This is a genomic window from Actinomadura madurae, from assembly GCF_900115095.1.
Lineage (GTDB): Bacteria > Actinomycetota > Actinomycetes > Streptosporangiales > Streptosporangiaceae > Spirillospora > Spirillospora madurae.
Genome location: NZ_FOVH01000001.1, coordinates 17701 through 44667 on the forward strand (window position 1 = coordinate 17701; position 26967 = coordinate 44667).

Below are 26967 nucleotides of genomic sequence, written 5' to 3' on the forward strand. Positions count from 1 at the left end.
CAGGGACCCGGCTCCGAAGCACGTTCGGGTGTTTGGCAGGCTGTGACCACGAAAGCGCATGTCCGCGTCGACCCGTCATGGGCGGCGCCCCTCTGCCGCTTACCTCAGCGGCCAACTGAGTGCAGGGAGGTCGGCCACCGGCCATGAACATCGTCGTCCTGGTGAAGCAGGTTCCCGATACGGAGAGCCCGCGCAAGCTGAAGTCCGATGACAGCACGCTGGACCGCGCCGCGGCGGACGGTGTGATCAACGAGCTCGATGAGTACGCGATCGAAGAGGCGCTGCGCATCAAGGAGGCCCACGGCGGCGAGGTGACCGTCCTGACCATGGGTCCCGACAAGGCCACCGACTCCATCCGCAAGTCGCTGGCCATGGGCGCCGACAAGGCCGTGCACCTCAACGACGAGGGCCTCGCCGGCTCCGACGCGCTGCAGACCTCCTACGCGATCCAGCAGGCGCTCGGCCGCACCGGGTTCGACCTGGTGGTCCTCGGCTCGGAGTCCACCGACGCGCGCACCGGCGTGCTCGCCGCGATGCTCGCCGAGCGCCTCGGCGTCGCGCAGCTGTCGCTCGCCAACAAGGTCGAGATCGACGGGACGTCCATCAAGGTGCAGCGGCAGACCGACTACGGCTTCGACCGGGTCGAGGCGAGCCTGCCCGCGGTCGTGTCCGTCGTGGAGAAGATCAACGAGCCGCGCTACCCCTCCTTCAAGGGGATCATGGCGGCCAAGAAGAAGTCGGTCGAGACGCTCGGCCTCGGCGACGCCGGGATCGACGCCGCCCAGGTCGGCCTGGCGAACGCCGCGACCGAGGTGGTCGACTTCGCCGAGGCGCCGCCGCGCGCCAAGGGCGAGATCGTCACCGACGAGGGCGACGGCGGCGCGAAGATCGCCGAGTTCCTCGCGTCGAAGAAGTTCGTCTGAGCGGGGAAGGGGATTAGGAACCGATGGCTGAGATTCTCGTCCTCGTCGACCACGTCGACGGTGAGGTCAAGAAGGTCACGCTCGAACTGCTGACGCTGGCGAACCGGCTCGGCGAGGCCGCCGCCGTGTGGGTCGGGCCCGGCTACGAGAACGCCAGGGACCGGCTCGGCGAGTACGGCGCCGGCAAGGTCTACGTGGCCGCCGACGAGGAGCTGACCGCCTACGTCGTCGCCCCCAAGGCCGCGCTGCTCGCCCAGCTGGTGAGCGAGAAGTCCCCGGGCGCGGTGCTCGTCGCCGCGACCGCCGAGGGCAAGGAGATCGCCGGCCGGCTGGCGGTCAAGACCGGCTCCGGCGTGCTCACCGACGTGGTGGACGTCGCCGACGGGTTCGTCGGCGAGCACTCCATCTTCGGCGGCGGGATCATCGCGCACGCCAAGGTGCGGACCGGCACGCCGATCATCGCCGTCCGGCCGAACTCGGTCGCCCCCGAGGCGTCCGCGGCCACCCCGGCCGAGGAGCAGGTGTCGGTGACGCTGTCCGACGCCGACAAGGGCGCGAAGATCGTGGAGAAGGTCGTCCAGGAGAAGGGCGAGCGCCCCGACCTGACCGAGGCCGCGATCGTGGTCTCCGGCGGCCGCGGCGTCGGCGGCGCCGAGAACTTCACGATCATCGAGGGGCTGGCCGACTCGCTCGGCGCGGCCGTCGGCGCCTCCCGCGCCGCGACCGACGCCGGCTGGTACCCGCACTCGTTCCAGGTCGGCCAGACCGGCAAGACCGTGTCGCCGCAGCTGTACATCGCGGTCGGCATCTCCGGTGCCATCCAGCACCGGGCCGGCATGCAGACCTCGAAGACCATCGTCGCCATCAACAAGGACCCCGAGGCGCCGATCTTCGAGCTCGTCGACTACGGCATCGTGGGCGACCTCTTCCAGGTCGCGCCGCAGCTCACCGAGGAGATCAACAAGCGCAAGTGATCTTCCGCGCGCGGCCCCGGCGACGCCCGTCGCCGGGGCCGCCGCACGCTACGAGCGCTTCGGCGACGGGTACGGGACGGCCTTGAGCAGCGCGGGCTTCACCATGTCGCGCACCTCGGCGTAGGGGACGACCGTGTCGAGCAGGCCGCACGCGGACTCGTAGCCCAGGATCGCGCCGTAGAAGGCCACGCGCAGGCCCGCGGGGGTGAGGGCCATGGTGACCTCGCCGGACTTGACGAACCTGGACGGGTCGTCGGTGCCGCGCGGGACCACCGCGCCGGGCGAGGGGCTCCGGTCGCCGTAGCAGTAGGAGCCCTCCGGCAGATGCGCCTTGATCTTCGTGTCCAGCGGCTTGAGGCCCTGGTCGGTCGGGACGCGGAACAGGTCGAGCGGCCGGTAGGACGCGCCGGTCCGCAGGTCGACTGTCGCGGCCTGCGACTGGTCCCAGCCGGACCCGCGCTCGCCCCGCAGCTCGACCTTGTACCAGACCGACAGCAGCCGGTCGTTGCGCATGAGGATCTGCGGGGTCACGACGTCGGTGTAGGCGCCCGACCCGATGTCCCGCAGCCCGCCGCGGGTCTTCTCCCAGCGCTGTTCGAGCGGCGCCCGCAGGGCCTGGTTGATCTTCCTGGTGACCGCGGGGTCCCCGCCCGAGACGCGCACGATGCGGCCCTGCGCCTGGAACGTCTTCCCGCCGCCGATGCTCCGCGCGGGCTCGCTGAGCGCGGCGAGCCGCGCCACGACCGGCTTGGGCGCCTCGTCCGCCGTGGCCACGTAGACCGCCGCGCCGCCGCCCACGGCCACCGCGGCGGCGCCGCCCGCGACGGCCGCCGCCCCCTTCGCCCCGAGCGTGCCGATGACGCCCTTGCCCGCCGCACCCGCCGCCGTGCCCGCGCCGCCCGCGCCACCGGCCCCGGCGGCTCCGCCCGCCCCGGCGGCGCCCGCGGCCCCGGCGGCGCTCGCCGACGCGCCGCCCGAGCCGAGGCCGAGCGCGGTCAGCGGGAACAGCACGGACAGCGCGGCGACCGTCCCGGCGAGCGTGCGGACGCCGCGTCCCTCCCAGTCGGCCCCGTACGCGCCCGCCGCGACCGACTCCAGCTCGGTGACGAAGGCGGCGGCGCCCATCGGGCGGTCCCAGGGGTTCTTGGCCAGCCCGCTCTGGATCAGCGGCCGGAGCGGCTCCGGGACGTCCTCCACCGGGATCGGCGCCGTGAGATGGCGGCCCATCAGCCCGGCGGGGTCCTCGGCCGTGTAGGGGCGGCGCCCGGTCACGCACTCGTAGAACACGCACGCCGCCGCGTAGACGTCGGTCGCGGGGGAGGCGGGCTCGTCCCGCCACTGCTCGGGCGCCATATAGACGGGCGTTCCGGCGCGCCCCGACGCGCCCGCGTCCACCGCGATGCCGAAGTCGATCAGCTTGCTCAGCCCGTCGCCGCGCACGATCACGTTCGCCGGCTTGTAGTCGCGGTGGACGATGCCGAGGCCGTGCGCGGCGGCCAGCCCGAGCAGCGAGCCCTTGAGCAGCGCCAGCGCCGCCTCCGGCGCCAGCGGGCCCCGCTCGGCGAGCACCGCCTTCAGCGGCGCCCCGTCCACGGCCTCCATGACGATCGCGGCGCCGTCCGGCGTCTCGACCAGCCCGAACAGCTGGGCGACGAACGGGTTGCGGAGCCGGCTGAGCAGGTCGGCCTCGCCGCGGAACCGCTCCCGGAACCCCTCGTCCCCGAGCAGCGCGCCGGCGAGGTACTTGATCGCCGCGGGACGCCCGGTGGCGTCGTGCCGGGCGAGGACGACCCGGCCCTGTGCGCCCTCGCCGAGCAGCCTCAGCTCGCTGTACCCCGGAACCCGCCACCCGCTCATGAATCCGCCCCCAGCGCCGAACCGATGATCAGAAGGGGTTATATCGGATCGGGCGTCAGGCGGCGACCGGCGCGGGGCGGGTATCGCCTGGATCCCCGGCCGGGGCCTCGGCCGGTGCCGGGACGGCGGCGGCCCTGGCCGGGCGCAGCGGGACGAAGCGGGCGCCGGCGGCGATGACCAGGGCGAGCACGACGACGGTGCCCACGCCGACGCGGAGGGAGGTGGCGTCCGCGAGGAAGCCGACCACCACCGGGCCGAGCAGCAGCCCGCCGTAGCCCATCGCGCCGACCTGGGCGACGGCCGCGGCCGGGCGGTCCGGCGCGGCGGTGCCCGCCAGCGAGATCGTCGTCGGGACGATCGTGCAGACCACGAGGCCCGTCACGAAGAACCCGGCGATCGCGACCGGCGGGGCCGGCGCCAGCACGACGACCGTCATGCCGGCCGCGGTGCCGAGCCCCGCGCCGATCATCAGCCGGCGGGTGCCGACGTGCATCCGGATCCGGTCGCCGGCCAGCCGCCCGAGCAGCATCGCCAGCTCGAACACCGGGTAGCCGGCCGCGGCGACGGCCTCGGTGGCGCCCAGCTCCTCGTGCAGGAGCAGCCCGCTCCAGTCGGCGATCGACCCCTCGGTCATGAACGCGATGAACCCGAGGGCGCCGATCAGGTAGACGGCGGCGGGCAGGCGGCGCGCCCCGCGCCCGGTCCCGGCCGCGGCGGGCGCCGGCGGGTCGGGCAGGTAGGTGCGGCCGAGCGCGAGGGCCGCCGGCAGCGACAGCAGCGCGGCGGCCAGCACGGTCCCGGTGAACCCGAGCCCGGCCGCGGCCGTGAGGACGCCGAACAGGCCGCCGCTCATCGCGCCCGCGCACCAGCCGGCGTGCATGCCGCTCAGGACGGGCCGCCGGTACGCCTGCTCGACGACACTGCCCTGCGCGTTCATGGCGATGTCGGTGATCCCGAACGTCATGCCGAACAGCGCGACGGCGGCGAGGAGCAGGCCGTAGGACGGGGCGAGGGCGACGGCCGCGTAGGACAGCGCCGTCAGCGGCAGCGCCGCGCGCAGGGCGGCGCGGCTGCCGGCACGCGCCATCAGGGCGCGCAGCGCCTGCATGGCCGCGATCGCGCCGATGCCCCAGACGAGGACGACGATGCCGATCTCGCCCTCGCTCGTCCCGAACTTGCCGGCCAGCGCGGGCATGCGGGCCACCCACACTCCGGTCAGCAGGCCTGCCAGCGCGAAGGTCAGGGACGTCCCCCAGCGGGCACGCGACAGCATCGTTCACCTCTCTCCAGGCTCGGCGGGGCGGCGCCCCGATCGTGTGACGGACGTCATGGAACGGTCCAGACGCGTGCGGGTCCGGACGGACGGTGCGGTGAGGGGGCGCGAGCCCCGGTGTCAGCGCTCCAGCAGGCTCAGCAGCCGCTGCTTCAGCGCGTCGAGCCGGTCGGCGTCGTACAGCCCGGGATCATGGCTGACCACCTCCCAGAGGCCTTCGGCCGCCAGCCGGACGATCATCGCGATGCCCGGGTCGGGGTCGTCCTCGGGGGTTCGGCCGTGCCAGCGCCGCATGGCCTCGTTCAGCGGCTCGGCCTGCTCCGGGTCGGCGGCGGCGGCCGTGATGGCCGACCATCGCCGGTACGCGCGGGCCTCCCCGGTGAGGATCTCGAAGGTGGCCTCGACGTACGCCCGGGTGTAGGCGCCCGTGGCGCCCTCCCCGTAGGAGTCTATGTAGGAGGCGATCAGGTCGTCGAACTCCTCGATGACCCGCGCCACCATCGCCCGGACGAGCGCTTCCTTGGTGGGGAAGTGGTAGAGCAGCCCGCCCTTGCTCACGCCGGCGCGCTCGGCGACCGCGATGAGCGTCAGCGCCTGCGTCCCCTGCTCCGAGAGCACGGATTCGGCGGCGTCCAGGAGGGCTTGTCTCTTCATGGCGACTCCACTGTACCGGCTGGACGGTATAGAGGCCAACCGCAGGTCAAGGCGAGGTATTCCGCGGGGGTGCGGCGGGTGCCGGGCCATCGGCCGGGCGCCCCCGGGCCAACCCTCCGGGCGCCCGGAGGGAACAGGCGGCGCGCGGCTAATGTTGAGCGCGTGGTGACCTACCTCGACCATGCGGCGACGACCCCGATGCTGCCCGAGGCCATCGAGGCGATGACCGCAGAACTGCACGAACTCGGGAACCCGTCCTCGCTGCACGCGGTCGGACGGCGGGCGCGCCGCGTCGTCGAGGAGTCCCGCGAGATCATCGCCGAGGCGTTCGACGCCCGGCCGAGCGAGGTCGTGTTCACCTCCGGCGGCACCGAGGCCGACAACCTCGCCGTCAAGGGCCTGTACTGGTCGCGCCGCGCCGCCGACCCGTCCCGCACCCGCGTGCTGGCCGGCGCCGTCGAGCACCACGCCGTCCTCGACGCGGTGCAGTGGCTCGCCGACCACGAGGGCGCCAAGATCGAGTGGGTCCCGGTGGACGGGCTCGGCCGGGTGACTCCGGAGGCGCTCGCCGCGGCGCTCGGCTCCGGCGACGACGTGGCGCTCGCCACCGTGATGTGGGCGAACAACGAGGTCGGCACCGTCCAGCCCGTCGCCGAACTGGCCGCCGCCGCCCGCGAGCGCGGCGTCCCGCTGCACACCGACGCCGTCCAGGCCGCCGCGCAGTTGCCCGTCGGGTTCGCGGCGAGCGGGGCGCAGGCCCTCACCGTCACCGGCCACAAACTCGGCGGCCCCCTCGGCGTCGGCGCGCTGCTGCTGGCCAAGCCGAAGCCGCCGGTGTTCCTGGAGCCGGTGCCGCTGCTGCACGGCGGCGGCCAGGAGCGCGACGTGCGGTCCGGGACGCTCGACACCCCTGCCATCGCCGGGTTCGCCGCCGCCGTCCAGGCCACGGTCGCGCGCCGCGAGTCGGAGGCGCGCCGCCTCACCGAGCTGCGCGACCAGCTGATCGACGCCGTCCGCGCCGCGGTGCCCGAGGCCGTCCTGAACGGCGACCCCGACGACCGGCTGCCCGGCAACGCGCACTTCTCCTTCCCCGGCTGCGAGGGCGACGCCCTGCTCATGCTGCTGGACGCGCGCGGCATCGCCTGCTCGACCGGCTCGGCGTGCTCGGCGGGCGTGTCGCAGCCGAGCCACGTCCTGACTGCCATGGCCGCGAGCCCCGAGCGGGCCCGCGGCTCGCTGCGCTTCTCGCTCGGCCACACCAGCACCGAGGCCGACGTCAAGGCCCTCGCGGACGCGATCGGCCCGGTCGTCGAGCGCGCCCGCCGCGCCGGTCTCAGCTGATCTGTCCTGGTTTGACCGTCCCTTGAACGGGGACAGCGTGCCCGTGGCAACGGACGTGAGCGACGGAATCAAGCAGGCGGCGGGACATCCCTGGTTCCACCACATGTCGCGCGTGGGGCTGGTCGCGCGCGGCCTCCTCTACCTGCTGATCGGCTGGCTGGCCCTGCAGGTCGCCTTCGGCGGCGGCGGGCAGGAGGCCGACCGGAAGGGCGCCCTCCAGGAGGTCGCCGAGAAACCCGGCGGCGACGCGATCCTCTGGCTGATGGCGGTGGGCTTCGCCGCCCTCGCTCTGTGGCAGTACGCCGAGGCCCTGTACGGGCGCCCCGTCCCGGACGGCGACAAGCCCACCAAGCGCCTCGCCTCCGCCGCGCGCGGCGTCGTCTACACGGCCGGCTTCGCGGCGACCCTCGCGTTCGCGTTCGGCTACCAGGGCCGGTCGAGCGACCAGCAGTCCAAGACCATCACGGCGCGGCTGATGGGCGAGCCCGGCGGCCGATGGCTCGTCCTGGCGGTCGCGGCGGGCTTCGTGGTGTGGGGCGGCGTCGTGATCGCGCACGCCGTCCGCCGCACGTTCATGGAGGAGCTCCGAAGGGGCGAGATGGGCCGCCTCGCGCGCCGCTCCGTCCAGCCGCTCGGGATCGTCGGCAACGGCGCCCGCGGCCTCGTCGGCGCCGCCGTCGGCGCCTTCCTCGCCTACGCGGCCGTCACCTTCCAGCCGGACAAGGCCCAGGGCCTGGACGGCACCCTGCGCGAGTTCGCCGACACGCCCGCGGGCCCCTGGGGCCTGGTCGCGGTGGCCTTCGGCGTCCTCACCTTCGGCCTCTACAGCTTCTGCGAGGCCCGCTACCGCAAGGTCGACACGACCCGTCAGGGCTGGTAGGGCGCGAGGGCCTTCCAGCCGGGGTCGCTGGTCGAGGCGACCTTGGCCTTGCCCTCCGACCATGCCGCGGCGAGTTGGTCGAGCTCGGAGATGACGCCGGAGTCGGGGTCGGCGTACAGGTGGAAGACGCGCAGGCCGTCGCCCGTCTCGCGGACGGCGAGGACCGCGCGGTCACCCAGCTTCGTGAGCTTCTTCTCGAAGGCGCGCAGGGCGCCCGCCGACGGCTCGACGGGGAGCCGGTCGGGGTTGCTGTTGGCGTACGGGACGGTGATCGCCACATGCAGGTCGCAGAGCGGGTAGTCCTGCCGGTGCAGCGGGAACCGGGCGCCGAGCCGGGCGGGATGGCCGCGCGGGGTGCGGCCCTCGCCGGTCAGCCAGGCGGGCTCGGCGAACGGCTCGGCCACCTGCTCGACGACCGCGGCGAGCATCGACGGCGGCAGCGCGTCGATCGGCGCCTCCGTCGCGATCGTCACCTCGCCCACCCAGCGGGCCACGTCGTCCTCGCCGAGCGCCCAGTGCAGGACGTTCAGCGCCACCTGGAGCTGCTGCTCCTCGGAGACGAACAGGAAGTCGGGGTGGTAGGCGGTGATGTGCACGCGGGCGCGGTCGGCGTCGGCGCGCATGCCGAGGCGGACGTACTCCAGGTCGAACTCGTGGTCGCCGAGGACGAGGTCCTGGGAGAGCATCTCCGGGTCGGGCTGGCGCGCCGGGTGGAAGCTCCAGCCGCCCGCCGCCGCCCCGGCCGGCGCGGACCGCGCCCAGCGCTCGGTCAGGCCGCGCAGCTCGGGGTCGCCGCCGCCGGTCACGGTCAGCGACGGGGACCGGTCGTCGGCACCGCCGATCTCCCACTGCAGCCCGGGGTGGATCTTGTGGACGCGGCGGGACAGCTCCCCGATCGTGTCCGCGGACAGGCCCTCGCCCGGCACGGCGGCCTCGCCCGGCGCGGAGCCCTCGCCGGGCGCGGCCTCCTCCGGAGCGGCGGCCAGCGACGCCTCGATCGTCGGGCGGGCCTGCGCCCACCACTCCCAGAATTCGCTGATGGCGGGCGGTACGACGGCGGACGCCTCGCGCGGACGGCGGAAGATTCCCATAGCGGCCCCAATCGTACGCGGAAATGACGCCGGGGGACCGGGCCACGCCGCGTACGCTCGAAGGACTATGACTCTGCGCGTTCTAGCCGCCATGTCCGGCGGCGTCGACTCCGCCGTGGCCGCCGCCCGCGCCGCCGAGGCCGGGCACGACGTCACCGGCGTCCACATGGCCCTGTCCAGGAATCCCCAGTCGTACCGGACGGGCGCGCGAGGGTGCTGCACCCTGGAGGACTCCCGGGACGCGCGCCGCGCCGCCGACGTGATCGGCATCCCGTTCTACGTGTGGGACCTCGCCGAGCGCTTCCACCGGGACGTGGTGGAGGACTTCGTCAGCGAGTACGCGGCGGGCCGCACCCCGAACCCGTGCCTGCGCTGCAACGAGAAGATCAAGTTCGCGGCGCTGCTGGACCGGGCGATGGCGCTCGGCTTCGACGCCGTCTGCACCGGCCACTACGCGCGGCTGGACTCCTCCGGTGCGGTCCCGGTCCTGCGGCGTGGCGTCGACGCGGGCAAGGACCAGTCGTACGTCCTCGCCGTGTGCACGCCCGAGCAGCTCGCGCACGCGCTGTTCCCGCTCGGCGACACCGCCAAGGCCGACATCCGGCGGGAGGCGGAGCGGCGGGGCCTCCAGGTCGCCGACAAGCCCGACAGCCACGACATCTGCTTCATCGCCGACGGCGACACCCGCGGCTTCCTGGCCGACCGGCTCGGCTCGGCGCCCGGCCCCATCGTCGACACCGACGGCAACGAGGTCGGCGAGCACGACGGCGCCTACGCCTACACGATCGGCCAGCGCAAGGGCCTGCGGCTCGGCACCCCCGCGCCGGACGGGCGCCCCCGCTACGTCCTCGACATCTCGCCGGTGTCGAACACCGTGACGGTGGGGCCGCGGGAGTCGCTGGACGTCCACGAGATCACCGGCGGGCGTCCGGTCTGGCTGAGCGAGGCGCCCGGCGGCCCGTTCGGCTGCCAGGTCCAGCTCCGCGCGCACGGCGAGGTCTACGACTGCACGGCCGAGCAGGCGGGCGACGAGCTCCGCATCACCTTGTCCGCCCCCGCCCGCGGCGTCGCGCCGGGGCAGGCGGCCGTCCTCTACAGCGGCGACCGCGTCCTAGCGTCCTCCACGATTCTTACTGCGTCGCCCTCGGCGTCAGGCGCTGGAGCGCCTTCCTTCAACGGGCACCGCGGCGATCGCTAGCATCGCTACGACTCGCCTGGCGGCTCGCTGCGCGATCAGTTTCTCGCAGGCTCGAAACTGGCTTCGCACGCGATCGACCGGCTCGGGCAAGTCGGTGGCTGAGCCGGTGGCCGAGGTCGTTGCACCGGCGGATCATGGGAGGCGTGCTGTGCAGTTCGGTATTTCGACCTTTGTGACGGATGACGGGATCGCTCCGGGGGTGCTCGGGCGGGCGCTGGAGGAGCGCGGGTTCGAATCGCTGTACCTGGCCGAGCACACGCACATCCCGGTGAAGCGGGAGACGCCGTGGCCGGGCGGGGCCGAGCTGCCGCGGCACTACTACCGGACCCTCGACCCGTTCGTCGCGCTGACCGCCGCCGCGGCGGCGACCGAGCGGCTGCGCGTCGGTACGGGCATCGCGCTGGTCGTCCAGCGCGACCCGATCCTGCTGGCCAAGGAGGTCGCCTCGCTCGACCTGGTCTCCGGCGGGCGGGCCGCGCTCGGCGTCGGCGCCGGCTGGAACCGGGAGGAGATGCGCAACCACGGCACCGAGCCCACCACGCGGATGCGCCTGCTCCGCGAGCGCGTGCTGGCCGTCAAGGAGCTGTGGACGAAGGACGAGGCGGAGTTCCACGGCGAGTTCGTCGACTTCGACCCGGTGTTCTCCTACCCCAAGCCCGTCCAGGATCCGCATCCTCCCGTGCTGGTCGGCGGGGCGGGCCCGACGACGTTCGACCGGGTCGTGGAGTTCGGCGACGGCTGGATGCCGATCTACGGGCGCGGCACCGACCGGCTCGCGGAGCAGATCGCCGAGCTGCGCGAGCGCGCCGGCCGGCGCCTGCCCGTCACGGTGTTCGGGACGCCGCCCAAGGGGGAGGTCGTCGCCGGCCTGGAGGAGGCCGGCGTCGACGAGGTGCTGTTCAACCTGCCGACCGAGCCCGAGGACGACACGCTCCGCGCCCTGGACCGGCTCGCGGAACTGGTGTGATCTCGCGCCGATAGGGTTCTGCGCGTGACCGACTACCCCTGGCAGGCCGGGACGGCGACCGGCGTCGGGTCCTATCCGGGCGAGGACCCGGCCGAGGCGCTGCGGATCGTCCTCGGCGAGCTGCCCGACCTACCGCACCTGCCGGAACTGCCCGCGCGCGGCCCCGGCGCAGACCTCGCGGGCCGCACGGCCGGGCTGCTGATCGACATGCCGGTGCACCTGGAGCCGTCGGGCTGGCGGTTCTCCGACCGCCCGGGGCGCGACACCCTCCGCTCCCGCGACCACCTGGCCCGGGACCTGGACGTCCTGGAGGAGGCCGCGGGCGGCCACGACGGGCCGTTCAAGATCCAGGTGTGCGGGCCGTGGACGCTGGCCGCGTCCATCGAGCTGCGGCACGGCGACCGGGCGCTCAAGGACCCGGGCGCCGTCCGCGACCTGGCCGCGTCCCTCGCCGAGGGCGTCGCCGCGCACGTCGCCGACGTCCGGCGCCGGCTGCCCGCCGCGCGGATCGTCCTGCAGCTGGACGAGCCGGGCCTGCCCGCCGCCCTCGCCGGGACGGTCCCGACCGCCAGCGGCTTCTCCCGGCTCCGGGCGATCGAGGAACCGGTCGCCGAGGAGACGCTGCGCGGGGTCATCGAGGCGGCGGAGGCCTACCCCGTCGTCCACTGCTGCGCCCGGAACGTCCCGTACGGGCTGCTGCGCGGCGCGGGCGCGAAGGCCATCTCCGTCGATCTGCGGCTGGTGCCGAAACGCGACGACGACGCGGTGGGGGAGGCGATCGACGCGGGCACGGGCCTGTTCCTCGGCGCGGTGCCGGCGACCGACGCCGCCCTGCCGTCCCTCCAGGCGACCGCCGGGCCGGTGAAGGAGCTGTGGCGGCGGCTCGGGTTCCCGGCCGCGCAACTGGGGCGGCAGGTCGTGATCACACCCGCGTGCGGGATGGCGGGGGCGTCGCCGCGGTACGTCCGCGCGGCGCTGGAACGGTGCCGCGAGACGGCCCGGATGCTTTACGAAGCGGCCGACTGAGCGGGGTGTGGCGGGCGCTCGTATTGTCGGCGGTGTTGGCGACAATAGGGGCATGACCATGAGCGACGTACCCGCGGAGGCGCGGCAGCGGCACCTGGAGCTGAGCGAGGAGCTCGAGGACGCCAACTACCGGTACTACGTCCTCGATCAGCCGACGCTCACCGACGCCGAGTACGACCGGCGGATGCGGGAGATCCGCGAGCTGGAGGAGCGGCACCCAGAGCTCGTCACCCCCGACTCGCCGACGCAGAAGGTCGGCGCCCCGATCGTCACCGACTTCGCGACCGTCCAGCACCTGGAGCGGATGCAGAGCCTCGACAACGCGATGAGCGCCGACGAGCTCCTGGCGTGGGACGAGCGGGTGGTCAAGGAGGTCGGCACGGTCGCCGGCTACCTGTGCGAGCTGAAGATCGACGGGCTGGCGATCGCGCTGACGTACGAGAAGGGGCGGCTGGTCCGCGGGGTCACCCGCGGCGACGGGCGCACCGGCGAGGACGTCACCAACAACATCCGCACGATCTCCGACGTCCCGGACCGGCTGTCCGGCGACGGCTGGCCGGACGTGCTGGAGGTCCGCGGCGAGGTCTTCCTGCCGGTCGAGGGGTTCGAGCAGGTCAACGCGGCGCAGGTCGAGGCGGGCAAGGACCCGTTCGCCAACCCGCGCAACGCCGCGGCCGGGTCGCTGCGGCAGAAGGACCCGCGGGTCACCGCGCACCGGCCGCTCGGCATGCTCGTCCACGGGTTCGGCGCGTGGCGGGGCGGGACGCAGCCGGAGAGCCAGTCCGGCGCGTACGAGCTGATGCGCGGCTGGGGCCTGCCGGTGAGCGACCGCTACAAGGTCGTCGGCGGGCTGGACGCCGTCCGGGAGTACATCGCCGAGTACGGCGAGAACCGGCACGCCACCGCCTACGAGATCGACGGCGTCGTCGTCAAGGTCGACCAGTTCTCGCTGCAGCGGCGGCTCGGCTCGACCAGCCGGGCGCCGCGCTGGGCGATCGCGTGGAAGTACCCGCCCGAGGAGGTCAACACCAAGCTCCTCGACATCAAGGTCGGTGTGGGGCGCACCGGGCGCATCACCCCGTACGGCGTGATGGAGCCGGTGAAGGTCGCCGGGTCGACGGTCGACCGGGCCACGCTGCACAACGCGGGCGAGGTCAAGCGCAAGGGCGTGCTGGTCGGCGACACGGTCGTCCTGCGCAAGGCCGGCGACGTCATCCCGGAGATCGTCGCGCCGGTCACCGCGCTGCGGGACGGCTCCGAGCGCGAGTTCCAGATGCCCTCGCACTGCCCCGAGTGCGGCACCGAGCTGGCGTACGAGAAGGAGGGCGACGCCGACATCCGGTGCCCGAACGCGCAGTACTGCCCCGGGCAGCTGCGCGAGCGGGTGTTCTTCGTGGCGAGCCGCAACGCGCTCGACATCGAGGCGCTCGGCTACGTCGGGGCCACCGCGCTCACGCAGCCGCTGGAACCGTCCGACCCGCCGGTCAAGAACGAGGGCGACCTGTTCCACCTGACCGTCGACCGGCTCTTGCCCATCCGCAGCGTCGTGCTCGACCCCAAGACCGGCACCGCCAAGACCGATCCGAAGACCGGCGAGCCGAAGATCGTCTCCTTCTTCGCGAACAAGGAGGGCGAGCCGAAGAAGACGGTCGAGATCCTCTTCGACGAGCTGGAGAAGGCCAAGCGGCAGCCGCTGTGGCGGGTGCTGGTGGCGCTGTCGATCCGGCACGTGGGGCCGTCCGCCGCGCGCGACCTCGCCCGCGAGATGCGCTCGATGGACGCGATCGCGGAGGCGACCGAGGAGGAGCTCGCGGCGGTCGACGGCGTCGGGCCGACCATCGCCGCGTCGATCAAGAACTGGTTCGCCGTCGACTGGCACCGGGAGATCGTCGACAAGTGGCGGGCCGCGGGCGTCCGGATGGAGGACGAGGGCGCCGCGGGCCCGCGCCCGCTGGAGGGCGTCAGCGTGGTGATCACCGGCTCCCTGGAGGGGTTCAGCCGGGACTCGGCGACCGAGGCGGTGCAGCGCCTCGGCGGCAAGGTGTCCGGGTCGGTGTCGAAGAAGACGGGCTTCGTGGTCGTGGGCGACAGCCCCGGGTCCAAATACGACAAGGCCGTCAAACTGGGCGTACCGGTCCTGGAGGAGGACGGCTTCCGCGTCCTGCTGGCCGATGGGCCGGATGCGGCCAAAAACGTGACTATGCGCGCCGACGGATAACACGGTGTGTTTTCGGGGGTTGCGACCAGGGTTGCGTTACTCAGGGGTACACTTCAACTACCCAACGGCGAGGGATGGGTGCGGAATGGGCATAACGGAACGTACGCAACCGGTTTCGCGAAGTTGAGCAAAGGCCGTACCCTCCCTCTCATCACGACCCACACCTGAATCTCCGGACGTCGCACCCGGGGGGCGTCCCCGAGGTCGGGGGCGTCCGGTGCCGGGGGACGGCCCCCCGAACCCCCCGAGGATGTGATGAAGGACCCGAACAACACGCGGAACACGGCGCCACGCCGTGGCTCCCCGTTGTGGACGTACTTCCTCGTCGTCATCCTGCTCGGCGTCGCCGCCGGCGCCACCTCCTTCTCCGGGCTGAGCCGCGCCGACCTCGACGCGCTCGTCAGCACGCCGGTCTTCTGGATCCTCGGCGGCTTCATCATCTTCGGCGAGCTGCGCCCGATCATCACGCCCGGCTCCACCGAGAACAACGGCGCCACCACCTCCACCACCTTCTCGTTCGCCGCGCTGCTGTACGCCGGGCTGCCCGTCGCCGCCGCCCTGCAGGCCGTCGCCGTGATCACCTGCGGGATCCTGCGCGCCCGCGCCCCGCACCGCATCGCCTTCAACGCCGCGCAGTACACCCTCAGCCTCGCCGCCGCCCAGCTCGTCCTCGCGCTCTTCGGCGACCTCGCCACCCCGTCCGACCGCTGGGTGCCGGACGGCTCCGACCTGCCCGCGATCGCGCTCGCCGGCGCCGTCTACTTCGCCTGCAACGACACCCTCGTCGGCGCCGCCGTCGCCCTGCACGCCCGCGTGCCCCTCCTCAAGGCGCTCCGCTGGGACCTCGCCTACCAGGTCCTCGTCCACCTGGCGCTGCTCGGCCTCGCCCCCCTCATGGTCGTCGCGATGGACCGGTCGGCCCTCTTCGTGCCGCTGATCGTCCTGCCGTTCATCGCCGTCTACATGAACGCGTCCGTCTCCGTCCGGCGCGAGCACCAGGCCCTGCACGACGGGCTGACCGGCCTGCCGAACCGCAAGCTGCTGATCGTCCGCACCGAGGAGGCGCTCGCCGAGGCCCGCGGGGCCGACCGGCGCCTCCCGCGCGCCGCCGGCCTGGCCTCCCGCCGCCGCAAGACCGCCGAGCCGCCGAGCCACCGGGCCGGGCTGTTCCTGCTCGACCTCGACCGGTTCAAGGAGGTCAACGACACCCTCGGGCACCCCACCGGCGACCGGCTGCTGCAGCTCGTCGCGCACCGGCTCACCCACAGCGTCCGCCCCGGCGACCTCGTGGCGCGGCTCGGCGGCGACGAGTTCGCGGTGCTGCTGCCCACCGTCCGGGACGAGGCCGCCGCCCGCGAGGTCGCCGCCCGGCTGCGCGCCGCGCTCAGCGAACCCGTCCGGCTGGACGGCATGTCCTTCGACCTGGAGGGCAGCGTCGGCATCGCGCTGTTCCCCGACCACGCCCCCGACTTCGAGCTGCTCCTCCAGCGCGCCGACGTCGCCATGTACAACGCCAAGGAGGCCCGCTCCGGCGTCGAGATCTACTCGCCCACCAAGGACCGCAACTCCCCGGCCCGCCTCACCATGCTCGGCGACCTGCGCCGCGCCATCGACCGCTCCGAGCTGGAGCTGTTCTACCAGCCCAAGGTCGCGCTGCGGGACGGCCACCTCGTCGGCATGGAGGCCCTGCTGCGCTGGCGCCACCCCGACAAGGGCGTGCTCGAACCCGAGGCGTTCCTGTCGATCGCCGAACAGACCTACCTCATGCGCTCGATCACCCACTACGTCGTCGACGCCGCGCTCACCCAGACCGCCGCCTGGTGGCGCGAGAACCTCGCCGTCCAGGTCGCGGTGAACGCCTCCGGCCGCGACCTGCTCGACACCGGCCTCACCGAGACGATCGAGGAGGGCCTGCTCGCCCGCGGCCTGCCCGCCGCCGCCCTCCAGCTGGAGATCACCGAGCGGATCCTGATGAACGAGCCCGCCTACGCCTCCGACACCGTCGGCGCCCTCGCCGACCTCGGCATCCCGCTCAGCCTGGACGACTTCGGCACCGGCTACTCCTCGCTCGTCCGGCTCAAACGCCTCCCGGTCGAGGAGATCAAGATCGACGCGTCGTTCGTCCAGCGGCTCGGCGAGTCCCCCGACGACGCCGTCATCGTCCGCTCCATCGTCGACCTCGTCCGCACCCTCGGCCTCCGCTCGGTCGCCGAGGGCGTCGAGGACCCCTCCACCGCCGACGCCCTCCGCGAGATGGGCTGCGACGCCGCCCAGGGCTGGCACTTCGGCCGCCCCATGGACGCCGACACCGCCACCCAATGGCTCCGCCGCCAGGCCCGCAAGGCCCCCGAACCAGCCGCCTGAACTCCCACCGGGTTTTGAAGCTCAGCCAGGGTCACGGGCAGGCGCGCGGAGCGAGTGCAGCACGCATGCCCGTCGTGACGGGGGTTCCAGGGGGTCGCCCCCTGGGTCAATAGGGGCGGCGCGGCTGGTAGTCGTCCTCGTAGTAGTGCTCTTCGCGAACGTGCGGGGGCGGGGGACGGCGCTCCACGGTGCGGCGGGCGGACATGATCCGGATGAGGCCGATGACGAGGCCGATCAGGCCGCCGACCATCAGGATCACACCGACCAGCCGGATGTCGATGCCGCTCAGGTCGTAGTCGACCGCGTAAGCCAGGATCGCGCCGACGATGATCAGGGCGATGCTGCCGCCGATGGTCATGGCGGTCTCCTCTCGTCGTCCCCGGTTGGACGACGAGAGCGTTCCCCACCAGGTGAAGCTAAACAATCCTTGGATGTTTCGGGAGGTACGCCTGGCCGCGGCACCGGCTTGCCGGGGTGGTAAATCGGTCGGGCGGAGCGGGTGCGGCCCATAGGATGGCCGGGAACCCACTTCATCGCAGGAACGGTTTCTCATCCCATGAGTGAGCACGCCGCCTCTCATGGCTCCGCCGCGGACGAAGTTCCCGGCGGAGCCATCACCCGTGACGAGGTGTCGCACCTCGCCCGGCTGTCCCGGCTGGCGCTCGGCGACGATGAGCTCGACCATCTCGCCGCCCAGCTCGACCAGATCATCTCCGCGGTCGCGCGGGTGCAGGAGGTCGCTGCGGAGGACATCCCGCCGACCTCGCACGCCCTGCCGCTGACCAACGTCTACCGCGCGGACGAGGTACGGCCGTGCCTCACCCCGGAGCAGGCCCTCTCCGGCGCGCCCGCCGCGGAGGAGCAGCGCTTCCGCGTCCCGCGGATCCTGGACGAGGAGGCCTGACCGGTGACCGGAACGGAGCGCAGCGGAGTGCAGGGCACCGGTCAGGCGGCACGTGGCGGGGGGTCTGGGGGGTCGTCCCCCCAGCAGGTCGCAGCGAGCGAGCTGGTCGGGAAGAGCGCGGCGGAGCTCGGGGAGCTGCTCGGCGGCGGCGAGGTGTCGGCGGTCGAGGTCGCCGAGGCGCATCTGGACCGCATCGCCGCGGTGGACGGGCAGGTCAACGCGTTCCTGCACGTCGACCGCGAGACGACGCTGGCGCAGGCGCGGACGGTGGACGAGCGGCGCGCGGCGGGGGAGGAGCTCGGCCCGCTGGCCGGCGTCCCCATCGCGCACAAGGACGTGTTCACCACGACGGACATGCCCACCACCGCCGGATCGAAGATCCTGGAGGGGTGGCGCCCCCCGTACGACGCGACCGTCACGGCGCGGCTGCGGGCGGCCGGGCTGGTGATCCTCGGCAAGACGAACATGGACGAGTTCGCGATGGGCTCGTCCACGGAGAACAGCGCCTATTTCACGTCCCGCAACCCGTGGGACCTGGAGCGCGTCCCGGGCGGCTCGTCCGGCGGGTCGTCGGCGGCGGTGGCCTCGTACCAGGCGCCGCTGTCCACGGGCACCGACACCGGAGGCTCCATCAGGCAGCCCGCCGCCGTCACCGGCATCGTCGGGATGAAGCCGACCTACGGCGGTTCGTCCCGCTACGGGGTGATCGCCTTCGCGTCGTCGCTCGACACGCCCGGCCCGTTCGCCCGGACCGTGCTCGACGCGGCGCTGCTGCACGAGGCGTTCAGCGGCCACGACCCGATGGACTCCACCTCGGTGCCCGAGGCCGTCCCGCCGGTCGTGGAGGCCGCCCGCCACGCCGACGTCAACGGCCTGCGCGTCGGCGTCGTGAAGGAGTTCGCCGGCGAGGGCTACGAGGCGGGCGTCTCCGCCCGCTTCACCGAGGCGGTCGAGCTGCTGGAGTCGCTCGGCGCGAAGGTCGTCGAGGTCTCCTGCCCGCACTTCACCTACGCGCTGCCCGCCTACTACCTGATCGCGCCGTCGGAGTGCTCGTCCAACCTGGCCCGCTTCGACGCGATGCGCTACGGCATGCGCGTGGGCGACGACGGCACCCGCAGCGCCGAGGAGGTCATGGCGCTGACCCGCGCGGAGGGCTTCGGCCCCGAGGTCAAGCGGCGCATCATGCTCGGCACGTACGCGCTGTCGTCCGGCTACTACGACGCCTACTACGGCAAGGCGCAGCAGGTCCGCACCCTGATCAAGCGCGACTTCGAGGCCGCGTTCGAGCAGGTCGACGTACTGGTCTCGCCGACCACGCCGACCACGGCGTTCCCCATCGGCGAGCGCGCCGACGATCCGATCGCGATGTACCTCGCCGACCTGTGCACGATCCCGGCCAACCTCACCGGCAACGCCGCGATCTCCGTGCCGTGCGGGCTGTCCGACGGCCTGCCCGTCGGGCTGCAGATCATGGCCCCCGTCCTCGGCGACGACCGCGCCTACCGCGTCGGCGCCGCCGTCGAACGCGCCCTCGAAGACCGCTGGGGCGATCCCCTGCTGGCGAAGGCCCCGGCCCTCTAGGCGACCACGGAACGGCGGTGCGTCAGTGATCACCCGGATCGAGATCGACGGCTTCAAGTCCTTCCTGGACTTCGAGCTGGACGTTCCGCCGTTCCTCGCCCTCGTCGGCCCCAATGCCAGCGGCAAATCCAACCTTTTCGACGCGATCGAGTACCACCAGGACGCCTGGATCTCTCCATCTGAGGCTCTGCTGAATGCCCGCCGGGGACGTCCGCAGGAGAACCTTCACCGAGCCCGCGACGGCCATCCGGTGGCCGAGCTGAGGGTTGTTGCCCGGTTCCTTCTGCGACTGCCAGACGGCTTGGTCGCCGTCGAGTCAGCGGAGGGTGTCGGGCTGCGAGACGGGATCCCCGTGGCCAAGCTCTCCCACTTCGAGTTTCTTGACGTGAAGGAGGCAGGCCTGCCGGATGCCGTCCGAGATCACGAGTCTCGGACGGTTCGTGTGGCTCTCGGTAGTGACGTGGACCGCTTGCCCGCCGGGCTCATGGTCACCGTCGAAGAAGAGATGCAGCAGGTCCGCGAGTACGTTCCCGACCCCCGGGCGATGCGGACACTCGCGAACCTGGCGGACAGGCGGCCGCTGCGGACCGATGGCGGTAACCTCGCCGCCGTGCTCGGCCGGATGAGCTCGTCCGAGGCGCTGGACGATCTCATGGTCGATCTCGCGGCTCTGGTACCGGATGTGCGGGAGATCAGGACCGAACTGGACGAGAAGCGCCAGGAGTGGTCGTTCGATCTCGTCTTCGAGGGGCAGGGGAGCGTCCCCAGCACCCTGCTGTCGGACGGGACGCTGCGCGTCCTCGGCCTCCTCGCCGCGCTGCACGACCCGGATCACTCCGGGGTCCTGCTGGTGGAGGAGATCGAGAACGGGTTGCATCCGGGGCGGCTGGCCGAGTTGCTGCGGCGGATCCAGGAGCGGGTGACCGACCTCAACGACCCCGAGTCGCTGGAACGGCCGTTGCGGCAGGTCATCATCACCAGCCACTCGCCCGTGGTGGTTTCCGAGCTGTACCGGACGCGTCCCGAGTCGCTGGTGTTCCTGGACACGGCCGTCCGCGTCGACCCGGACAAGGAGCGGGTCTCCCGGGTCACCGTGGCCAAGCCCGTCCGGGACGAGGGCGAACCGGGAACATTCGTGTCGCCCAGGCAGGTTCGCAAGTACCTGGGCACTGTTCGGCAGGACGAGTTGTGAGCCGTCCGCTGGTCCCCGGGCTCGTGGCCGAGAACACCACCGACGAGCGGTTCCTCGGCGCCGTGGTGTTCAGGCAGCTGCGGGCGTTGACGGAAAAGGGAACCCGGCACGTCGTGGACGTCGGTAAGACCGAGATCGGCGAGTGCTGGACGATCAAGGACGCCGACCGGGTCTGCCGGGCAGTGGTGGAGTTGGCAAAGGACTGCCACCTGATCTGCGTCCACAACGACCACAACGAGCGCGGCAAGGCCGAGAAGGTCGTGGAGGTGCTGCGTGCACAGGGCCTGACGATCCCGGTGGTCCCGCTTGTGCCGGTGCGGGAGACCGAGGCCTGGCTGCTCGCCGACCGGAAGGTATGGGCGGGGCTTCGGGGAAGCGACATCTCCGGCCTGCCCGAGCGTCCGAGGGACGTGGAGAAGATCCTCGATCCGAAGCCCGTGCTGGACGCGGTGCGTCCCGGGAGCGGTCGCCGCTCGCGGGTCGACTACTTCGATTACATAGGACAGAACGTCGACCTCGACGTGCTCGCGCAGATACCGGCGTACGCCGCATGGGTGGCCGAGACGGATGAGGCGTTGAAGGGACTGGGATACCTGTGAGCGTGGAAACGCCGATGAAGTACGACGAGGCGCTGGCGCGATTCGAGCCGGTGCTGGGGATCGAGACGCACATCGAGCTCGGCACGGCGTCGAAGATGTTCTGCGGGTGCCGGACGGAGTTCGGGGCGGAGCCGAACACGCAGGTGTGCCCGGTGTGCCTGGGGCTGCCGGGGGCGCTGCCCGTCACCAACCGCGCCGCGATCGAGGGCATCATCAAGATCGGCCTCGCGCTGAACTGCGACATCGTGGACTGGTGCAGGTTCGCCCGGAAGAACTACTTCTATCCGGACATGCCGAAGAACTTCCAGATCTCGCAGTACGACGAGCCGCTGTGCGTGGACGGCCGCCTGGACGTCGAGGTCGACGGCGAGACGTACCGGATCGAGATCGAGCGCGTGCACATGGAGGAGGACACCGGCAAGTCGCTGCACGTCGGCGGCGCGACCGGGCGCATCCACGGCGCCGAGTACTCGCTGGTCGACTACAACCGGGCCGGCATTCCGCTGGTGGAGATCGTCACCAGGCCCATCGCGGCGACCGGTGACCGGGCGCCGCTGGTGGCGCGGGCGTACGCGACGGAGCTGCGCGAGCTGGTCCGCTCGCTCGGCGTGTCGGACGTCCGCATGGAGCAGGGCTCGATGCGCTGCGACGTGAACGTGTCGCTGATGCCGCGCGGTGCGGGGGAGTGGGGCACCCGGACGGAGACCAAGAACGTCAACTCGCTGCGGTCGATCGAGCGGGCCGTCCGGTCGGAGATCGAGCGGCAGGCGGGCGTGCTGGCCGCCGGTGAGCGCGTGGTCCAGGAGACCCGCCACTTCCACGAGGACACCGGCCGCACCACGAGCGGGCGCAGCAAGGAGGAGGCGCAGGACTACCGCTACTTCCCCGAGCCCGACCTGGTGCCGATGGCGCCGTCGCGGGAGTGGGTGGAGGAGCTGCGCGCGTCGCTGCCGGAGCTGCCGGCCGCGCGGCGCCGCCGCATCCAGGCGGAGTGGAACCTGTCCGACCTGGAGCTGCGGGACGTCGTCAACGCCGGCGCCGTCGACCTCATCGAGGCGACGGTCGCGCAGGGCACCGACGCGGCGGCGGCCCGGAAGTGGTGGATGAACGAGCTGTCCCGCCGCGCCACCGAGCAGGGCGTGGAGCTGGCCGACCTGCCGATCACGCCGGAGCAGGTGGCCCAGGTGCAGGCGATGATCACCGCCGGGGAGCTGAACGACAAGCTGGCCCGCACGGTGTTCGAGGGCGTGCTCGCCGGGGAGGGCACCCCGGACGAGGTCGTCGCGAAGCGGGGCCTGAAGATCGTCAGCGACGAGGGCGAGCTGAACTCGATCATCGACGAGGTGATCGCCGGCAATGCGGACGTGGCCGACAAGGTCCGCGCCGGGAAGGTCGCCGCCGCCGGGGCGCTGGTCGGGGCCGTGATGAAGGCCACCCGCGGCCAGGCCGACGCCGGGCGGGCCCGCGAGCTCATCCTGGAGAAGCTCGGCGCGTCGTGACGCGTGCCGTCGTCCCGTGGCGCGGCCACGGGACGGCGGGTCAGCGGGGCTGGACGCTGAGGATGCGGTCGTCGTCCTCGGCGGGGTCGCCGCGGCCGTCCTCGTTGCTGGTGGTGAACCAGAGGGACTTGTCTGGCGCCTGGACGACGGCGCGCAGCCGCCCGTACTCGGACTCGAAGTGGGCGACGGGACGTCCCGCCTTGCCGCCGTCGAGGGGGACCTCCCAGAGCCGTTCGCCGCGCAGGCCGGCCGCCCACAGCGAGCCGCCCGCGTAGGCGAGGCCGGACGGGGACGCCTCGTCGGTCGTCCATGTCAGAAGCGGGTCGGTGAAGCCCTCCTCGTCGCCGATGCCCTCGACCTCCGGCCAGCCGTAGTTCTCGCCCTTCTGGATCAGGTTGACCTCGTCGAACCGGTTCTGGCCGAACTCGGTGGCGTAGAGGCGGCCCTTGCCGTCCCAGGCGAGGCCCTGGACGTTGCGGTGCCCGTAGGTCCAGACGCGGGAGCCGAACGGGTTGCCGGGCGCGGGCTCGCCGCCGGGAGTGACGCGGAGGATCTTGCCGCCGAGGGAGCCCTTGTCCTGCGCCTGGCCGGGCTCTCCGGTCTCGCCGGTGGTGATGTACAGCATCTTGTCCGGGCCGAACGCGAGCCGCCCGCCGTTGTGGATGCCGCCCTTCGGGATGCCGGTGACGATCGGGTCCGGGGTGCCGAGACGGCCGTCATAGGTGGCGCGGACGACACGGTTGTCGGACGACGCCGTGAAGTACAGGTAGATGAGACGGTCGGTGGAGTACGACGGGGACACCGCCACGCCGAGCAGGCCGCCCTCACCCTGCGCTTCCACACCGGGCACCGTCCCGACGGCGGTCTTCCGCCCGGACGGAGATACGCGCACCAGCCGGGCGGTGTCGCGCTCGGTCACCAGGGCGTCGCCACCGGGCAGGAACGCCACCGCCCATGGCACCTTCAGATCGCCCGCGATGGTGCGGGGCTTCCCGGCCCCGCCGGTCCCCGTCGCCGGCGATGTGCTGGACGAGAGCGGCGGCGGGGTGCGGCCCCCCTCGCCGCCGTCGCCGCCGGACGTCGAGGACGAGCAGGCCGCGAGGAGCAGTGCGGCCGAGGCCAGGGCGGCCGGGACGAGGATGGTCGTGTGCTGTCGCATGAGCGCCTCCCGTAGGTAGTACGGATCCGGGAGGCTCCCCGTTCCCGGTCACCGAGCGTAACCCGGGGCGCGGCGCCGATTCCGTGACGATCCACTTTCGGACGTCCCAAAACGGATTCGCGACTAGGTCGTTCGTCGCCGGGAGGACGCTGAGCCTCAATCGCTCCGTGACCTACCGAACGTACAGTGAGCGACACGGTGATCCCGTTGTGCAGCAGTGTCGCTGATCTTCGGCAGGCGAGGCCCGCGCGCCCGCCGCCGGCCCGCGCCGATCCCGCGCGGGCACGGTCCGTGACCTTCCGGCCGTTACCCACACGGCGAGGGTCCTCGGCCCGACTCTTTCCCCCGGCGTGACGTGGCGTCCGCGGGGCCGATTCGCTCCACCGGGGCAGGAAGGGACACGGCGAGATGAGCGGCGACTACGCGAGGCGGATACCGCCGCGTGCGCTGCCGGTCGCCATGGCCGCGGTCGTCGGGGTGCTGTACGCCACCGGCTCGCTGCTCGGCTGGGGCGGCCGTGCCTTCATCGCCTGGGCCGAGGTGGGCGCCGCCGGCGCCGCCGCGGTCTCGCTGCTGCTGTCGTCGCGGATGCCCGATGGCGTCCCGGCGGACGGCGCCGGGGGCCGGGGCGGGATCTGGCGCGCCTCCTGGCGGTGGTTCGGGATCGCCGCCGCGTCCTGGTTCGTCGGCGCCCTCGGCAGCGCCCTGTCCGACGGGCACGTCCGCAGCGCCCTGTCGCTGTCGGTGCCCGACCTGTTCTACCTGTTCGCGCTGGTCGCGCTTGTCACCGGCCTGGTCGCCCCGATCAGGCTGCCCCGGGACGCGGGGACGTGGCTGCGCTACGCCGCCGACACCTATGTCTGCGCCTGCGCGCTGTTCGTGCTCGGCTGGGTCGCGCTGTTCGGAGGCCTCTACCACCGGTCGGGGGAGGCGCCCTCGGAGTTCCTGCTGGAACTGCTGTACCCGCTGATCGACATCGTGTTCGTCTGCGGCGCGCTGCCGTTCGTCCTCGGCGCCGCCCGCGGGCACCGCCGCCTCGCCTGGATGGGATACGGCGCGCTGACCGCCATCGCGGTCGCCGACCTCGTGACCACGTTCGTCCGGCTGGACGGCGGCGGCCCGTCCGACGACCCGTCCGACATCCTGCGCCTCGCCGGGCTGCTGCTCCTGCTGCTGGTGCCGTGGACGGGCCCGGCCGCCGAGCCGGACCTGCCCGTCGACGACATCCCGCCCGACGTCGAGGTCGACGGCGAGCAGTGCGGCCGGATGATCGGGCCCGGCATCGCGCCCGCCGCGGTGGCCGCCGCGGCGGCGCTGTTCATCGCGGGCCACTCGCTCACCGGCCACAACGGCCTGGAGCCCGGCATCTCGATCGCCGCGGGCTCGGCGGCGCTGGTGCTGATCGGGCGGCTCGCCGGGCTGCTGCGGGAGAACGACGCGCTGCGCCGGGCCGTCGGCACCGGCGAGGAGCACTTCCGCGCGCTGTCGGAGAGCATCAACGACGCCGTCCTGATCTGCGACCTGGACGCCACCGTGCGGTACGCGAGCGCGGGCGCCCTGCGGACCTACCACTACACGGCCGACGAGCTGCTCGGCCGCCCGCTGAACGAGATCATCCACCCGGAGGACCTGCCGCGCGTCCAGGACGTGTTCACCGAGTTCCTGGACGAGCAGGCCGACGACGTCGGCCCCCAGGACGTGCTGCGCGTGTCGTGCCGGCTGCGCGCGGCGGACGGGACGTGGGTGCCGACCGAGTCGACGATCTCCCGGTACAGCGGGTCGGACGGGGCGCCGTCCCGGCTGCTGGTGACGACCCGCGACCTGAGCGAGCAGGCGGCGCTGCAGCGGCAGGTCGCGCATCTGACGTTCCACGACGGGCTCACGGGCCTGCCGAACCGGTCCTACTTCGAGGAGCGCACCCGCGAGGTGCTGTCGCGGCAGCCGTCCGGCGGCCGGGCCGCGGTGGTGTTCGTCGACCTGGACGGGTTCACCGCGGTGAACGACTCCGACGGGCACGCGGCGGGCGACCAGGTGCTCGCGCAGGCGGCCCGGCGGCTGCGCGCGACCGTCCAGTCCGACGACACGGTGGCGCGGTGGGGCGGCGACGAGTTCGCCGTCCTCGTCCAGCTGCCGCCGGACGACGGTGAGACGCGCGCCACAGTCGAACTGGCCGGTCGGCTCCTGCGCGTGCTTTCGGTCGACCCTTACCAGGTCGGCAGCAAGCACATCGTGCTGACGGCGAGTGTCGGCATCGCCTTCGCCGGGGACGAGGAGCAGCCGGACGGCGCCGGGGCCGACGCGGGGCGCCGGGTCCGCCGCAGCGCCGCCGACCTGATGCGCAACGGCGACCTCGCCATGGCCCGCGCCAAGGAGCTCGGCGGGGGGCGGGTCGAGGTGTTCGCGCCGCACATGCACGCCGACGTCGTCCGGCGCCTGGAACTGGGCAGCGACCTGCAGGCCGCGCTCGCCGAGGAGCAGTTCTCCGTCGAGTTCCAGCCGGTGGTGGACCTGTCGACGTCCCGGGTCACCGGGGTGGAGGCGCTGCTGCGCTGGCGGCGGGAGAACGAGGCGGTGCCGCCGGAGGAGTTCATCGGCCCGGCGGAGGAGTCCGGCCTGATGATCCCGCTCGGCGACTGGGTGCTGCGGGAGGCGTGCCGGGAGGTCGCCCGGTGGCGCGGCGACGCGTGGGACGTCGGCCTGTCGGTCAACTTCACCGCCCGGCAGATCGCCGCGCCGCGGTTCGTGGAGTCGGTCGCGGCGGCGCTGGCCGAGACCGGGCTGCCGCCGCAGGCGCTCACGCTGGAGGTGCGCGAGGAGGTCCTGGTCGAGGACGCGGGCCAGAACGTGGCCCGGCTGTCGGAGCTGCGCGACCTCGGCGTCCGGCTCGCCATCGACGACTTCGGCACCGGGTACGCCTCGCTCGCCTACCTCGGGCAGCTGCCCGTCGACGTCATCAAGATCGACCCGTCGTTCGTGGCGGGGCTCGGCTCGGACGACACGCTGACGCTGCTCACCCGGACGATCGTGCGGCTCGGCAGCGACCTCGGGCTGACCGTGGTGGCGGAGGGCATCGAGCGGCCCGAGCAGCTGGAGCTGCTGCGCGAGATGGGCTGCCCGCGCGGCCAGGGGTTCCTTGTGGCGCGCCCGATGGAGGCGAGGCGGGTCGAGTCGCTGGTCCGGACGAACCTCGCCGAGCAGGACCGTCCGGGCGATGTCGCGCTGCCGCTGCCCGGCTGACCGCCCGGACACGGCGTCTCGACATCTGAG

21 protein-coding genes are annotated in these 26967 nt (G+C 72.9%); 15 read left to right on the forward strand and 6 right to left on the reverse strand.

Translation table 11 applies throughout. The annotated features are described in order from the left end of the window. Positions 1–143 precede the first annotated feature (143 nt). A complete protein-coding gene (locus BM339_RS00080) occupies positions 144–923 on the forward strand; it encodes an electron transfer flavoprotein subunit beta/FixA family protein (protein WP_075019579.1) in 780 nt (259 codons plus the stop codon). A 23-nt stretch (positions 924–946) separates the two neighbouring features. After that, on the forward strand, positions 947–1897 hold the full coding sequence (locus BM339_RS00085; RefSeq protein ID WP_021599674.1) for an electron transfer flavoprotein subunit alpha/FixB family protein: 951 nt from the start codon (positions 947–949) through the stop codon (positions 1895–1897). A gap of 48 nt (positions 1898–1945) precedes the next feature. Here the strand turns inward: BM339_RS00085 and BM339_RS50545 are convergent, their stop codons facing one another. From BM339_RS50545 to BM339_RS00100, 3 genes are all read right to left on the reverse strand, one after another. Further along, complete coding sequence (locus BM339_RS50545; RefSeq protein WP_075019580.1) at positions 1946–3754, reverse strand: serine/threonine-protein kinase; 1809 nt, start codon at positions 3752–3754, stop codon at positions 1946–1948. Positions 3755–3809: 55 nt separating this feature from the next. Continuing rightward, a complete protein-coding gene (locus BM339_RS00095) occupies positions 3810–5027 on the reverse strand; it encodes an MFS transporter (RefSeq protein WP_075019581.1) in 1218 nt (405 codons plus the stop codon). Between the two features lie 120 nt (positions 5028–5147). Beyond that, on the reverse strand, positions 5148–5681 hold the full coding sequence (locus BM339_RS00100) for a TetR/AcrR family transcriptional regulator (RefSeq protein ID WP_075019582.1): 534 nt from the start codon (positions 5679–5681) through the stop codon (positions 5148–5150). A 165-nt stretch (positions 5682–5846) separates the two neighbouring features. Here BM339_RS00100 and BM339_RS00105 point away from each other — a divergent pair, with 165 nt between their 5' ends. Together BM339_RS00105 and BM339_RS00110 are read left to right on the forward strand one after the other, a co-directional pair. After that, complete coding sequence (locus tag BM339_RS00105) at positions 5847–7022, forward strand: cysteine desulfurase family protein (protein ID WP_024935352.1); 1176 nt, start codon at positions 5847–5849, stop codon at positions 7020–7022. Between the two features lie 55 nt (positions 7023–7077). Continuing rightward, on the forward strand, positions 7078–7902 hold the full coding sequence (locus BM339_RS00110) for a DUF1206 domain-containing protein (RefSeq protein WP_021599089.1): 825 nt from the start codon (positions 7078–7080) through the stop codon (positions 7900–7902). Here the strand turns inward: BM339_RS00110 and BM339_RS00115 are convergent. After that, positions 7890–8993, reverse strand: coding sequence for a DUF695 domain-containing protein (locus tag BM339_RS00115; RefSeq protein WP_021599090.1), 1104 nt, complete (start codon positions 8991–8993; stop codon positions 7890–7892). The genes BM339_RS00110 and BM339_RS00115 overlap by 13 nt on opposite strands. 67 nt (positions 8994–9060) lie before the next feature. On the opposite strand from BM339_RS00115, the gene mnmA reads away from it, so the two are divergent. From mnmA to BM339_RS00140, 5 genes are all read left to right on the forward strand, one after another. Beyond that, positions 9061–10191, forward strand: a complete 1131-nt coding sequence (gene mnmA / locus BM339_RS00120) for a tRNA 2-thiouridine(34) synthase MnmA (protein WP_024935351.1) — start codon at positions 9061–9063, stop codon at positions 10189–10191. Between the two features lie 148 nt (positions 10192–10339). Then, the gene (locus BM339_RS00125) at positions 10340–11158 is read left to right on the forward strand and encodes an LLM class F420-dependent oxidoreductase (protein ID WP_024935350.1); all 819 of its coding nucleotides are present in this window, start codon (positions 10340–10342) and stop codon (positions 11156–11158) included. Between the two features lie 24 nt (positions 11159–11182). Beyond that, positions 11183–12184, forward strand: a complete 1002-nt coding sequence (locus BM339_RS00130) for a methionine synthase (protein ID WP_024935349.1) — start codon at positions 11183–11185, stop codon at positions 12182–12184. 58 nt (positions 12185–12242) lie between these two features. Continuing rightward, positions 12243–14402, forward strand: a complete 2160-nt coding sequence (gene ligA / locus BM339_RS00135) for an NAD-dependent DNA ligase LigA (RefSeq protein ID WP_372506062.1) — start codon at positions 12243–12245, stop codon at positions 14400–14402. Between the two features lie 255 nt (positions 14403–14657). Then, positions 14658–16766, forward strand: coding sequence for a putative bifunctional diguanylate cyclase/phosphodiesterase (locus BM339_RS00140; protein ID WP_075019583.1), 2109 nt, complete (start codon positions 14658–14660; stop codon positions 16764–16766). 106 nt (positions 16767–16872) lie between these two features. Here BM339_RS00140 and BM339_RS00145 read toward each other — a convergent pair whose 3' ends face one another. Beyond that, positions 16873–17124 (reverse strand): DUF6458 family protein, encoded by a 252-nt coding sequence (locus BM339_RS00145; protein ID WP_021595467.1) that lies wholly within the window; start codon positions 17122–17124, stop codon positions 16873–16875. Positions 17125–17322: 198 nt separating this feature from the next. On the opposite strand from BM339_RS00145, the gene gatC reads away from it, so the two are divergent. From gatC to gatB, 5 genes are all read left to right on the forward strand, one after another. Next, the gene (gene gatC, locus BM339_RS00150; RefSeq protein WP_021595468.1) at positions 17323–17670 is read left to right on the forward strand and encodes an Asp-tRNA(Asn)/Glu-tRNA(Gln) amidotransferase subunit GatC; all 348 of its coding nucleotides are present in this window, start codon (positions 17323–17325) and stop codon (positions 17668–17670) included. Between the two features lie 102 nt (positions 17671–17772). Beyond that, entirely contained in the window at positions 17773–19251 is a 1479-nt protein-coding gene (gatA, locus tag BM339_RS00155) for an Asp-tRNA(Asn)/Glu-tRNA(Gln) amidotransferase subunit GatA (RefSeq protein WP_075020095.1), read from the forward strand. A 25-nt stretch (positions 19252–19276) separates the two neighbouring features. Then, positions 19277–20443, forward strand: coding sequence for an AAA family ATPase (locus tag BM339_RS52940; RefSeq protein ID WP_075019584.1), 1167 nt, complete (start codon positions 19277–19279; stop codon positions 20441–20443). Beyond that, positions 20440–21042 carry a DUF4276 family protein gene (locus BM339_RS00165; RefSeq protein ID WP_021595471.1) on the forward strand — a complete coding sequence of 201 codons (603 nt, stop codon included), beginning with the start codon at positions 20440–20442 and terminating at the stop codon, positions 21040–21042. The genes BM339_RS52940 and BM339_RS00165 overlap by 4 nt, the downstream gene beginning before the upstream one ends. A 14-nt stretch (positions 21043–21056) precedes the next feature. After that, entirely contained in the window at positions 21057–22541 is a 1485-nt protein-coding gene (gene gatB / locus BM339_RS00170) for an Asp-tRNA(Asn)/Glu-tRNA(Gln) amidotransferase subunit GatB (protein ID WP_075019585.1), read from the forward strand. Between the two features lie 40 nt (positions 22542–22581). Here the strand turns inward: gatB and BM339_RS00175 are convergent, their stop codons facing one another. Continuing rightward, a complete protein-coding gene (locus BM339_RS00175; protein ID WP_021595473.1) occupies positions 22582–23700 on the reverse strand; it encodes a PQQ-dependent sugar dehydrogenase in 1119 nt (372 codons plus the stop codon). 408 nt (positions 23701–24108) lie between these two features. Here BM339_RS00175 and BM339_RS00180 point away from each other — a divergent pair, with 408 nt between their 5' ends. Next, positions 24109–26937: a putative bifunctional diguanylate cyclase/phosphodiesterase gene (locus BM339_RS00180; RefSeq protein ID WP_075019586.1), complete on the forward strand. Its 2829-nt coding sequence runs from the start codon at positions 24109–24111 to the stop codon at positions 26935–26937. Positions 26938–26967 lie beyond the last annotated feature (30 nt).